The sequence below is a fragment of the Nocardia sp. NPDC003963 genome (assembly GCF_053605105.1).
The window spans coordinates 1,454,012-1,468,268 of the sequence record NZ_JBSGIP010000001.1 but is presented as its reverse complement, the minus strand read 5'-3'; the positions used below and the strand labels follow the sequence as shown (position 1 = coordinate 1,468,268).

At 68.5% G+C, this 14,257-nt stretch carries 16 protein-coding genes and 1 pseudogene; 7 read left to right on the top strand and 10 right to left on the bottom strand.

Translation table 11 applies throughout. From position 1 onward, the window contains the following. Positions 1-12: 12 nt before the first annotated feature. The gene (locus ACWEWT_RS06830) at positions 13-927 is read right to left on the bottom strand and encodes a universal stress protein (RefSeq protein ID WP_452556942.1); all 915 of its coding nucleotides are present in this window, start codon (positions 925-927) and stop codon (positions 13-15) included. 462 nt (positions 928-1,389) lie between these two features. On the opposite strand from ACWEWT_RS06830, the pseudogene ACWEWT_RS06825 reads away from it, so the two are divergent. Next, positions 1,390-2,124, top strand: a pseudogene (locus ACWEWT_RS06825) (transporter substrate-binding domain-containing protein); the annotation flags it as partial. Then, the gene (locus ACWEWT_RS06820; RefSeq protein WP_452557695.1) at positions 2,079-2,636 is read left to right on the top strand and encodes a GNAT family N-acetyltransferase; all 558 of its coding nucleotides are present in this window, start codon (positions 2,079-2,081) and stop codon (positions 2,634-2,636) included. The pseudogene ACWEWT_RS06825 and the gene ACWEWT_RS06820, both read left to right, overlap by 46 nt. A gap of 122 nt (positions 2,637-2,758) precedes the next feature. Here the strand turns inward: ACWEWT_RS06820 and ACWEWT_RS06815 are convergent, their stop codons facing one another. From ACWEWT_RS06815 to ACWEWT_RS06795, 5 genes are all read right to left on the bottom strand, one after another. Next, the gene (locus ACWEWT_RS06815) at positions 2,759-3,232 is read right to left on the bottom strand and encodes an RDD family protein (protein ID WP_452556940.1); all 474 of its coding nucleotides are present in this window, start codon (positions 3,230-3,232) and stop codon (positions 2,759-2,761) included. A 226-nt stretch (positions 3,233-3,458) separates the two neighbouring features. Then, positions 3,459-4,487, bottom strand: a complete 1,029-nt coding sequence (locus ACWEWT_RS06810; protein ID WP_452556938.1) for a hemolysin family protein — start codon at positions 4,485-4,487, stop codon at positions 3,459-3,461. Next, the gene (locus tag ACWEWT_RS06805; protein ID WP_452556936.1) at positions 4,480-5,844 is read right to left on the bottom strand and encodes a hemolysin family protein; all 1,365 of its coding nucleotides are present in this window, start codon (positions 5,842-5,844) and stop codon (positions 4,480-4,482) included. The genes ACWEWT_RS06810 and ACWEWT_RS06805 overlap by 8 nt, the downstream gene beginning before the upstream one ends. A 138-nt stretch (positions 5,845-5,982) precedes the next feature. Beyond that, positions 5,983-6,672 (bottom strand): TerD family protein, encoded by a 690-nt coding sequence (locus tag ACWEWT_RS06800; protein ID WP_452556934.1) that lies wholly within the window; start codon positions 6,670-6,672, stop codon positions 5,983-5,985. A gap of 25 nt (positions 6,673-6,697) precedes the next feature. Next, on the bottom strand, positions 6,698-7,273 hold the full coding sequence (locus tag ACWEWT_RS06795) for a TerD family protein (RefSeq protein WP_452556932.1): 576 nt from the start codon (positions 7,271-7,273) through the stop codon (positions 6,698-6,700). Between the two features lie 302 nt (positions 7,274-7,575). On the opposite strand from ACWEWT_RS06795, the gene ACWEWT_RS06790 reads away from it, so the two are divergent. Continuing rightward, entirely contained in the window at positions 7,576-7,974 is a 399-nt protein-coding gene (locus ACWEWT_RS06790; RefSeq protein WP_452556930.1) for a MerR family transcriptional regulator, read from the top strand. A 149-nt stretch (positions 7,975-8,123) separates the two neighbouring features. Then, the gene (locus ACWEWT_RS06785) at positions 8,124-8,315 is read left to right on the top strand and encodes a hypothetical protein (RefSeq protein ID WP_452556928.1); all 192 of its coding nucleotides are present in this window, start codon (positions 8,124-8,126) and stop codon (positions 8,313-8,315) included. Between the two features lie 229 nt (positions 8,316-8,544). On the opposite strand, the gene ACWEWT_RS06780 is transcribed toward ACWEWT_RS06785, so the two are convergent. Continuing rightward, the gene (locus tag ACWEWT_RS06780) at positions 8,545-9,132 is read right to left on the bottom strand and encodes a CGNR zinc finger domain-containing protein (RefSeq protein ID WP_452556926.1); all 588 of its coding nucleotides are present in this window, start codon (positions 9,130-9,132) and stop codon (positions 8,545-8,547) included. Positions 9,133-9,316: 184 nt separating this feature from the next. Between ACWEWT_RS06780 and ACWEWT_RS06775 the strand changes: the two genes are divergently transcribed. Beyond that, positions 9,317-10,489: an epoxide hydrolase family protein gene (locus ACWEWT_RS06775; RefSeq protein ID WP_452556924.1), complete on the top strand. Its 1,173-nt coding sequence runs from the start codon at positions 9,317-9,319 to the stop codon at positions 10,487-10,489. Positions 10,490-10,519: 30 nt separating this feature from the next. Here ACWEWT_RS06775 and ACWEWT_RS06770 read toward each other — a convergent pair whose 3' ends face one another. Next, complete coding sequence (locus ACWEWT_RS06770) at positions 10,520-10,711, bottom strand: DUF4177 domain-containing protein (RefSeq protein ID WP_452556922.1); 192 nt, start codon at positions 10,709-10,711, stop codon at positions 10,520-10,522. 272 nt (positions 10,712-10,983) lie between these two features. On the opposite strand from ACWEWT_RS06770, the gene ACWEWT_RS06765 reads away from it, so the two are divergent. Together ACWEWT_RS06765 and ACWEWT_RS06760 are read left to right on the top strand one after the other, a co-directional pair. Continuing rightward, the gene (locus tag ACWEWT_RS06765; RefSeq protein ID WP_452556921.1) at positions 10,984-11,835 is read left to right on the top strand and encodes an alpha/beta fold hydrolase; all 852 of its coding nucleotides are present in this window, start codon (positions 10,984-10,986) and stop codon (positions 11,833-11,835) included. Further along, positions 11,828-12,418 (top strand): TetR/AcrR family transcriptional regulator, encoded by a 591-nt coding sequence (locus ACWEWT_RS06760; protein ID WP_452556919.1) that lies wholly within the window; start codon positions 11,828-11,830, stop codon positions 12,416-12,418. Before ACWEWT_RS06765 ends, ACWEWT_RS06760 begins: the two co-directional genes overlap by 8 nt. Before the next feature lie 52 nt (positions 12,419-12,470). Here ACWEWT_RS06760 and ACWEWT_RS06755 read toward each other — a convergent pair whose 3' ends face one another. Both ACWEWT_RS06755 and ACWEWT_RS06750 read right to left on the bottom strand, forming a co-directional pair. Beyond that, entirely contained in the window at positions 12,471-12,848 is a 378-nt protein-coding gene (locus ACWEWT_RS06755; protein WP_452556917.1) for an MmcQ/YjbR family DNA-binding protein, read from the bottom strand. A 481-nt stretch (positions 12,849-13,329) separates the two neighbouring features. Then, positions 13,330-14,205, bottom strand: coding sequence for a sulfurtransferase (locus ACWEWT_RS06750; protein WP_452556915.1), 876 nt, complete (start codon positions 14,203-14,205; stop codon positions 13,330-13,332). Positions 14,206-14,257 lie beyond the last annotated feature (52 nt).

Sequence of the window (14,257 nt, the reverse complement as noted above, 5' to 3'; positions counted from 1 at the left end):
CGCGAACGGTTCTCAGGCTTCGGGGTCGCGGTGGACGACGATGGGGCGATCGGCGCGGTGGAGCAGATTCTGGCCGGTGGATCCCATCAGCGCGCCACGGAGCCGTCCCCAGCCCTTGCTGCCGACGATCGCCAGTTGCGCGTCGTCGAGCGCGCGCAGCAGTTCACGCGCCGCCGATCCGCGGCGTGACTTCTCCTCGACCGCCACGTCCGGAAATTCCTTCCGGTACGGCGCGATGATCTTCGACAGGGTGTCCGCTTCGGCGCGCGCGATCGCCTCCCAGTCGACGACCATAGCCGTCGGGCCCATGAGCGCCAGCGCCGTGGGGACCGAATCCCCGACCGCGGTACTGTCCGACCACACCCGTACGGCCGTGACCGGAACGGAGAGCAAGCGCGCCCATTCGAAGGCGAGCCGGGTCGCCGCGGCGGACAGCGGACTCCCGTCGGCCCCCACCACGATCGGCCGGTCGTCGGGTGCGGGGTCCGCGGTGTCGCCGCGCCAGACGGCGACGGGGCACCGGGCATGGTTGGCCACCCGCAGGGCTGTCGAGCCCAGCAGCCATCGTTCCACCGATCCGGCGCCGGTGGCACCCAGCACGATCAGGGCTGCTCCCTCGGCCGCCTCGAGGAGCCCTGTCGCGGGGGCCTCGGTTTTCGCGACCGTCGTCAGCTCGACACCGGGTGCGTATTCGCGCAGTGCGGTTTCGGCTGTGGACAGCAGTTCGGCGCGGTAGGCGCGATGCCGCTCGGCGAGCTCGGCGGGAGTGAGCGCGATATCGGGCATCGGGCCCGGCGCGGGTGCGGAGTGCACCAACTGGAGGGGCAGGCCCAGTTCGCGGGCGAATACGGTGGCCCACCGGGCGGCCGCCAGCGAGGTCTCCGAACCGTCGATACCCGCCACGATATGTGTCGCGGTCGCCTGCATATCTTCCGCCTTTCGTGCCGTATCGCCTGATCGTCGCCTGCCCACCCGCTCTTTCGATCGACACGGCGGTGACGTCGGGAGTACGTCGCGCCGCCGAGCACAGGATAGAAGTCCGCTCCACCGGGCCGGCGCGACGACACGCGGCGAGCCGGCCGCGGACGTCCCCGCCGTGCGCCCGGGTCGCGATTCGCGCTCGGCGAGCTTCCGGCGGATCGACCGGCCGGGCCGGCGGTTCCTGCCGGATCGCGTCTGCGGCGGTGATCGGCCGATACCGGGTACACAAGATCCGGGTGCACCGACATTCGAGCGCCACGACGGGGGTGGGGTGTCCGGTTGCCGTCGCGGCCGGTATCGGAGTGCTCGGCAGGTGCTGCGGGGCGTGATCGTCTGCGGGGGCACGACCACGACCGGATAGCGGCCGGCGGACTGCACGCGCGGTGATGGTGGCCGCCCGCGCGAGCGATGGCATCCATTCTGGCCGCTGTGCTCACCACTGTGGCGCTGGTGACGGTTGCCTGCGGCGGCGGTGGTGTACCCGGTGACGAAGTCCGCACCGCCGACGGTCAGGTCTTCGACCTCTCACCGGAACAGTCGACCCGGATCCGGACCGACGCGGTCGACGTCATCGCGGCGCGGGTTCCGCAGTACATCCGGGACCGGGGCACGTTCGTAGTCACGGGTTCGGCCACCACCGGCCCGCCGCTGCGGTTCCACGCCACCGACGACCGGACACTGGTCGGATCGGAGATCGATTTCGCCTATCTGGTCGCCGATATCCTCATCCTCGGCCTGCGGCTGGAGGCCATCGCCGCCGACTGGTCGCAGAATTTCGTGAAGATCGATTCCGGCGAGGTGAACGCGTTCATCTCCAATGTCACCGTCACCGAGGAGCGCAAGGAGAAATACGACTTCGCCACCTACCGGCTCGACAATATCGCGCTGGAGGTCCCGGATGACGACGGCTGGAGCTATACGGACCGAAAATCGCTGGCGGGTAATCGGATCGGTGTCGGCAGCGGTACCAACCAGGAGCAGTTGCTGGTCGAATGGAACGAGCGCAATATCGCCGAGGGCCTGCCGGCCATCGATATCGCCTACTACCAGCAGTCGACCGATTACTACCTGGCGCTGTCCTCGCACCGTATCGACGGATATCTCGGACCGAATCCGGTGGCGGTCTACCATTCGGCCGCGTCTGCCGTGTCGCACAGGACGATCCGCTCGCCGCGCCGCTGCTGGCCGAACTGGCAGTCGAATACAGCAGCCGGTACGGCGGTAGTGCCGACGAGGTGCGACACGATCTGACGACGTATCCCGCCACAGAATTCGCCGCGCCGGATGGTGCGTTACTGGTGGTGGTCGAGGACGGGCAACCGGTCGCCGGTGGGGCCTTCCGGCGCTACGACACCACGACCGCCGAACTGAAACGTATCTGGACCGCGCGCGAGCACCGCCGCCGCGGCCTGGGCCGATTCGTCCTCGCGGAACTGGAGGCCGAGATCGCCCGGTGCGGATACCGGCGTATCTACCTCACCACCGGGCCACGCCAGCCCGAGGCGGTCGCGCTGTACCACGCCGCCGGTTACTCAGCGTTGAAACGCGATATCGAAATGGGTATCGGGCGACTGCATCCGTTCGAGAAGTACCTGGAGAGTCCGCCGAAAGGGCCGGGCCGCCCGGGTGCGGGGGTGTACACGGCGCACTGCTGACGGGCGTGCACCTGCGCACCTGATCGGTGCCGGCGTCGCCGGGGTTTCCCCGCCGGACCGGGCGAACGATGACCGACCGGCCGCACAGGTCGCGGTCGTCCGGTCCCGGCGGGGAAGCGCGGTCACTGGTCTTCGACCACCTGGGTTCCGTCCGCGATTTGGTCGTGCCAGCCCTGTTTCGTCGAGCTCGAACCCACCGTGACCCCGATGGCGAGCGCGGCGAAGAACCAGAGCACGCCGCCGATGCACGGAACCAGGTTGAGCAGCATATAGGCATTACGCAGTGCGGAATCCTTGATACTGGGTTTCTCCGCACCGTCGGACCCGAGGACGCGCAGGCCGAGCAGTTTCTTACCGGGGGTCGAACCGGTGACGACCTCGAAGCCGAGGAAGTACAGGAAAGCGAACCCGGCGCCGGGCAGGATCGAGACCCAGCCGGGGGTATGCGCGGATTTGTTCAGCAGCCAGAAGAAGATCCCGCCGACGATCAGCGCGATGATCCAGTCGATGAAGCGGGCGGCGGCGCGTTTGCCGAGCCCACCCGGAGTCACTCCGGTGGCCGTTCCGAATCGGGGATCGTAGTTGCCGGTGCTCATGATGCTCCTCCTCGATTGCGAACGCACCCGGATCGCGGGCCCGCGACCCGTACGGGACGCGGTTCCACGATCTCACATCCGGCCGGGATGCTCGGTGCGGTTCATTGTTGTGCGAGTGCGGCGTTGTGCGATTGCGGCCGTTGCTGTTTCGTGCGGCTGATGTTTCGTGCGGCATGGGAATCTCCGCGTCGCCGTGTCGGAGACGCGGAGATCCGGTATGGGTCGGTCAGCCCGGTGTGGTCTCCGTAGCGGGTCGGGGCAGCAGGCGCTGCAGGACATCGGTGATGGTGATGAGGCCGATCGGGTCCGCACTGCCGGGAGCGGTGACGGTGGCGAGATGGCTTCGGGTTTCGCGCATGGTCTGCAATGCCTCGTACACCTTGGTCGTGGATACCAGGGCCAGCACCGGGCGCATCAGTTCGCGCGCGGTGGTATCCGGTCCGGCGTGCAGGCTGTCCCGCACGTGCAGAACACCGTCGATCCGGGGCCCGGCGCGGACCAGCAACCGGAGATGACCGGAATCGCGGGCAATCGCCTGGATCGTCTCCGGCCCCGCGTCGGGGGCGACGGCACTGAGACCGCTGTCGGGCCGGAGAATATCGGCGACGGTGAGCTGTTCCAGTTCGAGGGCGCTGATGAGATTGCCGTGGTAACGCTCGTCGAGAGTGCCCGCGGTGGCCGAGTGTTCGACGAGATGGCGTAACGCGGCCGGGTCCTGCCCGGAATCGACCTCGTCGACGGGTGTCACGCCGACCGCGCGCAGGCACCGGTTGGCGGTGCTGTTGAGCGCGGTGAGCAGCGGACGGGTGAACCACATGAACGCGCGCATCGGAATCGCCAGGAGCGTGGCCGATTTCTCCGGGTGCGCGATCGCCCACGATTTCGGCGCCATCTCACCGACGACCAGATGGAGGAAGGTCACCACGATCAGCGCGAGAACGAACCCGATGACATCGGCGACCCACAGCGGGGCGCCGAGATCTTCGAACAGCGGGGTCAGCCAGTGGTGCACAGCGGGTTTGGTGACCGCGCCCAGTGCGAGGGTGCAGACGGTGATACCGAGCTGAGATCCGGCCAGCAGTACCGACAGCTCCGACGCACTGCGCAGTGCCGCGCGCGCCGCCGCGCTGGTGGCGGCGGCATCCTCGAGCCGGTGCCGGCGGGCGGCGATCAGCGCGAACTCGACCGCGACGAAGAACGCGCTGGCCGCGATCAACCCGATCGTGACCGCCGCGACGGTCCAGGGACTACTCATCGCCGGTGTCCTCCGCCTCGGCCCGCACGGTGACGAACACCGCCGCGGGAACATGCTTGTCGACCCGGCGTACCTCGGCGAACAGCGCGCGGGCCGGTCGTGGCGGGTCGGCGATATAGTCGGCCGCCTCCGCGTGCAGGTCGATGCGGACGTGATCACCGACCTGGGGGAGGCCGCCGAACGCACCGATGACCAGCCCGGCGACGGTTTCGTGATCACCGGGGGGAAGGGTCAGATCGAGCAGACGCTCGACCTCGTCGAGATGGACGGCACCGGCCAGCAGCCACCCGTCCCCCTCGGCGACGATATCCGCGGCGGTTCCGGGATCGTGTTCGTCGGCGATCTCGCCGACCAGTTCCTCGGCGATATCCTCGACGGTGACGATGCCCGCGAAACCACCGTATTCGTCGACGACGAGGGCCATCTCCTCGCCCGCGCTGTCGAGCCGGTCCATCAGTTCGGGCAGCGGTAGCGATTCCGGCACCAGGACGGCGGGGCGGGACCGGGTCTGCGCGGTGCCGGCGGCATCCCCGCCGAGCAGGTCGTGGAGTTGGATCACCCCGCGCAGATCGTCGCTGGAGTCGCCGACGACCGGATACCGCGTATGACCCGTTCGCATCCGGGTGAGTACCTCGGCGACCGGATCGTCGGCGTGCACTGTATCGACGCGCGCACGGGGGATCATGGCGTGCTCGGCGGTGCTGGTCGGGAAGTCGAGGATCCGGTCGAGCAGCGTGGACAGTTCGACGGGCAGCTCCCCGGAGTCACGTGACGCCGCGACTATATGCTCGAGGTCACGGGGCGTGGCCGAATGCTCGACATCGTGGACCGGTTCGATACGTAGTGCGCGCAGCAGTAGATTCGAGGACTGGTCGAACAGCCGGATCAGCCATCCGAAGGCTTTGAGGTACACCGTCGTCGAGGCGGCGAGCCAGCGGGCGACCGGTTCGGGACGGGCGATGGCGAGATTCTTCGGCACCAGCTCGCCGAAGAGCATCTGCACCACGGTCGAGAACGCGATCGCCAGAACCGCCCCGATTCCGATCCCGACCGCGGTCGGTACCCCGACACCGCCCAGCAGCTCCCCGAGGCCCCGGCCGATGAGCGGTTCGGCGACATATCCGACCAGCAGCCCGGTCACCGTGATGCCGAGCTGCGCGCCCGAGAGCATGAACGAGGTGCGCCGGGTGACCCGCAGCGCGCGTCCGGCGGCCTTGTCGCCGTCGGTCGCCCGGGCCTTGAGCCGGGAGCGGTCCACCGCCATGTACGCGAATTCCTGCGCGACGAAATAACCCGTCAGCGCCGTGATGAGCAGGACGACCACGACACCGGCCACGATATTCAACACGGTCAGCACGGCCGCGCTCCGGCCGGACGCGGGGGCGGCTCGTCGTCACGGCGCGAGCCGGGTTGTCGATATTTGCGCGAAGCGCGTTTCATGAGCTCTCTCTGCTCGGGGAATCGGATTCGCCGCGGACCGGGTGGCCGGGGCGAGCTATTTGCGGCCGGCCGCCCAGCGCATACCCCACTGGTAGGCGCGGTCGAGATCGGCTTGGCCGCCGTTGATGTACTCGACCTCGCGCTGCACGGTCAGGCCACTGCCGGAATTGGTCAGCAGCGCGACCGCGCACAGCCGGGCCCCGTCGACCGCCGAATCCAGGCGTACCTCGATCTGCGGGCCGGCCGTCGGGTACATCGTGACCACGCCGTCCACGGCGGCCCAGTTCGGCACACCCTCGTAGATCATGGCGAAGACCAGGATCCGGCGGAACACGGTGGGATCGGCGAGGTTGATGTGCAGATTCTCACCACCGGCCGCGGCGCCGGTGCGGTCGTCGCGGTCGAGGGCGATGAACGGGGGTGTGCGCAGATCGCCGTAGGTGTTGCCCAGCGCCTGGACCACACCCTTGGATCCGTCGGTGAGTTCGTAGAGGCAGCCCAGGTCCAGATCGATACCGCCGCCGGCGCCCAGGAGTTTGGCGAAGAATCCGGGTTTGCGGGCCGGCTCCGGGTTGGTCCAGTTCAGATTCACCCGCATCACGCCCTGGGGCTCACCGGATTTGGTGAGGTCGACGCTGCGCTCGGACTTGGTCAGCGTGACTTTGCTCAGGCTCACCCCGGAGGCGGCGCCGCCGGGCGCGGGAGTGCCGGTCGGCGCCTGTCGTTTGGTGTAGTCGATTCCCATCGGATGGTCTCCGCTCGTACCCGGGTCAGACGTTCACGCCGTAGTCGCGGGCGATTCCCGCCAGGCCCGAGGCGTAGCCCTGCCCGATAGCGCGGAATTTCCATTCCGCGCCGCTGCGATACAACTCACCGAACACCATCGCGGTCTCGGTCGAGGCGTCCTCGCTGAGGTCGTAGCGCGCCAGTTCGGCACCGTTCGCCCGATCGACTACCCGGATGAACGCGTTGCGCACCTGACCGAACGACTGCTGGCGGGTATCGGCGTCGTGGATCGAGACGGGGAAGAAGATATTGGTGATGGTCGGCGGCGTGGCCGCCAGGTCGACATTGATCACCTCGTCGTCGCCTTCGCCTTCGCCGGTGAGGTTGTCGCCGGTGTGCTCGATACTGCCCTCGGGGGAACGCAGGTTGTTGTAGAAGACGAAATGCTGATCCGAGACCACTTTCTGATCGGGTCCGGTCGCGATGGCACTGGCGTCCAGATCGAAATCCGAGCCGGTGGTCGCCCGTACATCCCAGCCCAGCCCGACCGCCACCGCGGTCAGGTTCGGCGCCTGCTTCGACAACGAGACATTGCCGCCCTTGGCGAGACTGACACTCATTCGGCTACTCCTGATTCTCGAGGGGTTATCGGTTGTCCGGCGCCGCCGCGGGCGTCCGGCCGGCCGCGACGACATCTTGCGCATCGCCGGCATCTCCGCGGGTGACGAGCGGTCGCCGGTAGGCATGCGCGAAAGTAGCCGTGGATATGTGCCGGCCGCGTCCGGTCAGCACGGGCAGGCGATTCGGCGCGACAGCCGCCCCGTACCGGTGCTGCTCGGCGTTTGCCGAGATCCAGATGCGGACATACTCCGACACTAGCACGCACCACTGTATGGTTGTGGGTGGCGGAAGGAGGTGATGTGTGTCCGAGTCCCTACTGAGGATCGGTGAGTTCGCTGCCCGCGCCGAGGTCAGCGCCCGCACGATCGACTACTACACGGGTCTCGGCCTGCTGACCCCCGCCGAGCGCACGACGGGAAACTACCGGCTCTACGCCGCCGACGATATCGCCCGCGTCCACCTCGTCCGGCGCCTCGAGGCCCAGGGGCTGCCCCTGGAGGAGATCGCCACCGCGTTGAGTGCCGCGCCCGGGGATATCGAGAACGTCCTGACCCGGATCGATGACGATCTCAAGCTGCTGCACGCCGCCGCCGAAACCGCGCCGGCCGAGATCCACGGCCTGTTGACGGTGATCAGTGCCCGTATCCACTCGTTGATCACCGTCGCTCTGCAGATACCACCCGACATACCGATCCTGTGAGCGGAAAACCGTGGTGACGGAACCGGTTCGACTCCTTCGATCCCCGCTGGACTGCCGGCCGGATCCTCACCGACGCCATCCGGCTGGGCGATCCCGTAACGCGCGCCGCGCCCGCGCCCGTACGCTGTTCGGGCCGGACCGGAACCCACGTGCCGGAGATGGCGCCCACCGCGCCACCGGACCCCACCCTCGCGGCCGCGCCCGGGCGGCCTGTCGAGGTGACCGATATCGCCGAACCCGATGCGCGGGAACAGATGCTGGCCGCGGGTGCCACCCTCGAATTCGCGGACGGTGCGCTGGCCGGACAAGGCTTTCACCCGGGGGCGGCAATGCGGTGGTGACCGGCGACGTCGCCGCGGTCCTCGGCCGACCGGCTCGCACCTGTGCCGACTGGGTCGCCGACCGTGTAGAGGCTTTCACGGCGGGACCTCCGGCGAGCGACCGGCGTTCGTGACCGAAGAGACGGCCCCGGATTCCCGAAAGCTGTCAGGAGCGGTAGCGGCCTCCGATTTCGCCGGGCGTGTGCAGAGACCGGTCTCTCCTTCCGCGCGCCCTCCGGGGCTACACGGATCAGCGGGCACCGGACGACGCGTCGGTCCCGTTCTTGCGCCGGTTGGCAAGGAAGCGCGCCTTCTTCTGGCGATTCCCACAGGTGTTCATATCACACCATTTTCGGGTCCGGCTCTGGCTGGTATCGAAGAAGGCGGCGCGGCAGGTCGGCGATGCGCACAGGGCCAATTTTCCGTCTCGTTCACCCGCGATGATGCTGATCGCGTCGGCGGCGATCACGCTCAGGGCATCCTCCACACGTGCAGTCGGGCCGAGTCGCCATCGACGATCGCCCGCGGGCGTGAGAACAGCCGCGGCCCGGCCTTCGATGCTGCGGTCGTTGATGATTCGGACAGCCGACGCGGGGAGCTCGTCATGGATCGCGGTCGCTGTCGCTGCGGCGTGGATCGATTCCCGTAGTTCCCGGGCGAGTTCGAGCTGGGCGGCAGTGCAGTACTCCACGGCCAGGCCGTTCACCGCCAGCCAGTCGACGAGTCGCTGCGGCGTGGGGATGCGCTCCACCGCGTCGCCACACCGTTCCGTCAGGGTCGCCGTGAAGCTGGTCGCCAGCACACTACCGAGACGAAAGTCGGGGAACCGGGCGGGCATGGAACCACCTTAGCAGGTTGCCCGCTGCCGTCCGGGCGTGTTAGAACCTTCTCAGCCGGTTCGCGAGTGACTGGACCGGTGCCACGATGGCAGGAGGTCCCATGTCCACACAGTGGTTCGTCGCCGCCGCGGCCGGTATCGATCGGGGCGCTGTCACCACGGCAGCTGCTTTCGGTGGCATCGCATGAACCGGCCGGCCCGCGACGTTCAGACATTCGAATCTCATGCGACCGCCGGCGACCTCGACGATCTGCGCGCGCGATTGGCCGCGGCGCGGCTACCGGAGGTAGAGACGGTCCATCCCGCCGCGCCCGGCCGGCGCCGATGGGAACAGGGCGTTCCCCTCGCCGATCTCGTCGATGTCGTGAACTACTGGCGTACCGGGTACAACTGGCGGTCGTTCGAAGAGCGCCTCGACCGCATCGGCCAGTTCCGCACGACCATCGACGATCTGGGCATCCACTTCCTGCACCGCCGATCCGCGCGCGCCGATGCCACCCCGCTGCTCTTGACGCACGGCTGGCCGGACAGCATCACCCGGTTCGTCGACATAGTGGACGAGCTGGCGGATCCGAAAGGCGCGGACGCGCCCGCGTTCCATGTCGTGGTCCCATCGCTGCCGGGCTTCGGTTACAGCGACAAACCGGTCACCACCGGGTGGGGAACCGAGAAGATCGCGGCGGCGTGGGTCGAACTGATGGGCAGGCTCGGCTATCGCAGGTTCGCGGCCCACGGCGGCGACTGGGGAGGCAATATCACCACGGTTCTCGGCGGCCGGTTCCCGGAGCATGTTCTCGGCATCCACACAACATTCGCGGAGGCGCCGCCCGGGTCGGCAACCGACGGGCTGACGGCGGTCGAGCGCGAATGGATCGAGGAAACCCGCGATTTCTGGCGCCATCGCGCGGCCTACGCGAAGCAGCAGGCGACCCGGCCGCAGACCATCGGCTACTCGCTCGTCGACTCACCGGTCGGCCTGCTCGCCTGGATCCTCGACAAGTTCGCCGAGTGGTCGGATACCGAGGACAGCCCGTTCGAGACGATCTCCATGGACAGCGTTCTCGATGACGTCACCCTGTACTGGCTGACCCGGACCGGCGCCTCGGCGGCCCGCATCTACTACGAAAGCCACAACTCGCTCGACCCCGGACTCCGGGTCGACGTCCCGTCGGCACTCACGATGTATCCCCGCGATATCGAGAAGTGTCCACGTCCCTGGGCACAGCAGCGGTACCGGCGGATCGTCCGGTGGAAGGTGCCCGAAACCGGGGGACATTTCCCGTCGCTGGAGGTCCCCGAGTATTTCGTCCAGGACCTGCGGGAAGGTCTCGCGGCAGTGCTGGCCGCCGGTCGGTGAACGCGGCTCCGGTCCGGCCGCCCTGCTCGATCAGGCCGCGAGCTTCTTGAGCATCACGCTGATCTCGATGGCCTGTCCCGAACCGAAGCTCGGGGCCAGGGTGCTGAACGCTTCCCAGCCCTCACGGCCGAGATCGTTGAGGTCCTGCTGGATGCGGTCGTAGTCGAAACCCTTCATGCGCAGTTTGTAGGTCAGCACCTTGTACTCCCACTGTGCGGCCACGATCGGTCCCCTTCCGGTATTCGCGTCACGAGCCCGCCGACGCGGACGCGCCGGCACGGACAGTGGAAACCATGCCGCAACGGCATGGTCAAGCGGCGGATCCACGGACCGGCGCGCCCGCCCCGCCTCCGCCCACGTCCGTCGTCGCATCCGCTGTTCGCGGACCGGATACCCGGGTCCGACGTATCGGTCGCGCGAACGGTTGACGGCTTTGGCTAATTGAATTAGCTTTAAAGCTATCACTGGTAGCCAGTAGCTCTACAGGAGTCGATATGACCGAGTACCTGACCATCGACGGTGGACAGCTCGCCTACGACGTGGCCGGAGACGGTCCGCTGATCGTGCTGTCGCCCGGTATCGGCGACGTCCGGCAGGCCTACCGTTTCCTGGCTCCGAAGCTGATCGCGGCCGGGTACCGGGTGGCGACCGTCGATATGCGCGGACACGGGGAATCCAGCACGAACTGGAAATCCCACGACGGCGGGGACGCCATCTCGCGCACCGATGTCGCGGGGGATCTGCTGGCGCTGATCCGTCATCTCGGCGGGCCCGCGGTGATCGTCGGACATTCGCTGTCCGGTGGCGCGGCTACCATCGCCGCCGCGCAGGCGCCCGAACTCGTCCGTGGGATCGTCGGACTCAACCCGGTGACCAGGACGCAGAAGTTCGCGCTGGGTGCGATGTTCACCCTGCCGCGTTATCGCCGCGGGATGACGCATCTGGCGGCGGCGATCGTCTTCAAGAGCCTCGGGCAGTGGATGCGGTATCTGGATATCGCCTACCCGATGAAGCCCGCGGACTACGACCGATATATGACGGACCTGTCGGCGAAACTCCGCGAACCCGGCCGGATGGCGGAATTCGGGAAAACCGGTAAGTCCACCCCGGCCGACGCCGAAGCGCAGCTGCCCGCGGTGGAGGTCCCCGCGCTCGTCATCATGGGTACCGAAGACCCCGATTTCGCCGATCCGCGCGCCGAGGGCGAGGCTGTCGTAGCGCTGATGCCGGCGGGCAGGGGCCGCGTCGAAATATCCGAGGGGTCCGGGCACTATCCGCACGCGGACGCACCCGACCGGGTCGCCGAGCTCGTACTGGCCTTCCTCGCGCAGACCGCTGATGCCTAGGGCGGGGCTCAACACGGCCGAAGTCGTCCGGGCCGGCGCCGAACTGGCGGACGAGGCCGGCTACGACCAGCTGGCGATGGGGCCGCTGGCCGCCCGGCTGGGCATCCGGACGCCTTCGCTGTACAAACATGTCGCGAGTCTGGCGGAGCTGCGGCGCGGTATCGCGCTGCTGGCGCTGACCGAACTCGACCGCGAGGTACGCGACGCCATGCACGGATTGTCGGGGCGGGACGCACTGTGCGCCTTCGCCCGGGCCTTCCGGGGATATGTGGTCGCGCATGCCGGCCGATACGCGGCCACCGTCGGTGTCGTATTCGCGGGAGATGCGGATCCTTTGCTGGAACCCAGTACCCGCCTGGTGGATTCGATGGTCGCGGTACTGCGCGGCTACCACGTGCCCGAGGGCCAGATGGATCACGCGCTGCGTACGCTGCGCAGTGCCTTCCACGGGTTCGCCTCGCTGCAGGCCTCCGACGGGTTCCAGTGGACCGGCGACCCCGAAGTCAGCTTCGAGTGGATGATCGATTTCATCGATCGCGGTCTACGGTCCATGTGCGGTGCGCAGGCCGACGGGCACGAGTAGAACTGCCCGCCGGCCACAAGTTATCCCGGTTCCAGCCGGTTCCGCGCGGGTCTCACCCGTCGGCCGGATGCTGCTCGTCCAGCCGGGCCACCAATGTCCTCGGTGCCACCGCGCGGTAGGCATCGAGGACGATCTCGCCGATTTCGGCCCAATCGACCGGTACGTCGAGATAGACGCCGAGCCAGCCGCGATGGCCGACGTAGGGTGGCCGGAAGAACCGGGCGGGTTCGGCGGTGACCATGGCCTCCTGGGCGCCGGGCGGTGCCGCGCACCAGAATCCCACCCGATCGTCGTGATGGTGATCGGCGAACATGACGAAGGTCTTCTTCCCCCGGACGAACCAGGCGGGTTCACCGTGGCTGAGCCGTTCGGTGGTCTCGGGCAGCGCCGTGCACAGCGCACGCAACCGGGTCAGCGGCGTCTCGGCCATGGCGTCACCCTAGCGCGCGGATCGCGCACGCGTTCGTGTCACGCGGGTTCCGGGAGTCGGGCTCGATCGGCGAGTTCGGGCCGCGCGGCAGATCCGTAGCCGTGGATCACGACCCTCCGGCGGTCAGGGCCGCGCGGCGGCGGTGCCCGCGTCGGCCGCACTGGACGGTGTCGCCGCCGTATTCGGAATTCCGCCGGTGGCCTACGGGCCGGCCGGCACCGATACCGAAGCACTCCGGGTGATCCACCCCGGTCCGCGCACCTTCGGCGATCGGCTCGCCGAATCCGGAGCCGCGCTGCGGCGCGATCATCTCACCGGACGGGCCGGGCGAACTGAGGTGGCGAGCAGTGGGCGTGCGGGTGGCCCGCCCACTGCGCACCGGCGCCTACTGCTCCCGGCGAATGCCACGGACACAGAAGTATGTCGCGCACTCATCCGGATCGACGCGGGCCGGCCGTCCGGCTCGAACCGGAGAGCGGTTTCAGGCGTCGGCCGCCGACGGCTCGCCGACCTCGACGGGATTGGCGGCGTCCGCGCTCCACTGCGACCACGAACCGGGGAAGAGGCTCGCCTCCCGCCCGGCGGCGGTCAACGCGGCGACCGCGATCGCGGCCGTCACTCCGGAACCGCAATAGACGGCCAGCGGTTCCGCGGCGGCGGAGTCCGATTCCGGGTACCGGGCGCGGATCTCGTCGTCCGGGAGGAATCGGCCTGCCGCGTCGAGCAGCGCCGTCGCCGGGATATTGACCGCCCCCGGGATATGCCCGGCCACCGGATCGACCGGTTCGTGCTCGCCCCGGTACCGCTCCGGTGCGCGAGCGTCGACGAGGGTGCCGTGCGCGACGATATCGCCCAGTTCCCCGGCGGTGACGACCCCGAGTGCCCCGGCGTAGAGGTCGGGGTGGGTGACCGTCGCGTCACCGGGAGCCGGGGTCACATCCCCCTGCTCGACAGTGCCGCCGGAATCCCGCCACGCGGTGAGGCCCCCGTCGAGAATGCGCACTTCGGGCACTCCGGCAGCGGTGAGCACCCACCACGCGCGAGACGATCCCGCGCGATTCCAGTCGTCGTAGACCACCACCGGGACACCCTCGCGTACGCCCCACGCCCGCAGATCCCGTTGCAGTGCCGCACCGTCGGGCAGCGGGTGCCGGCCGCGGCCGGCCAGCGAATGGTCGGACAGCGCGGTGTCGAGATCGACGTAGACGGCACCGGGTAGATGGCCCGCGCGATAGTCCGCCCGGCCGTCGGGACGGTCCAGCCGCCAGCGCACGTCGAGTAGTGTCACGGGCGCTCCGGAGGCGATCGTCGCCGCCAGTTCGCCGGCGGTGGCGAACACCTCAGTGCGAATAGTCATCGAACAGCCTCCACCTCTGCGGCCGGCCGTCCCGGGTTCACCCCGCGGGGTG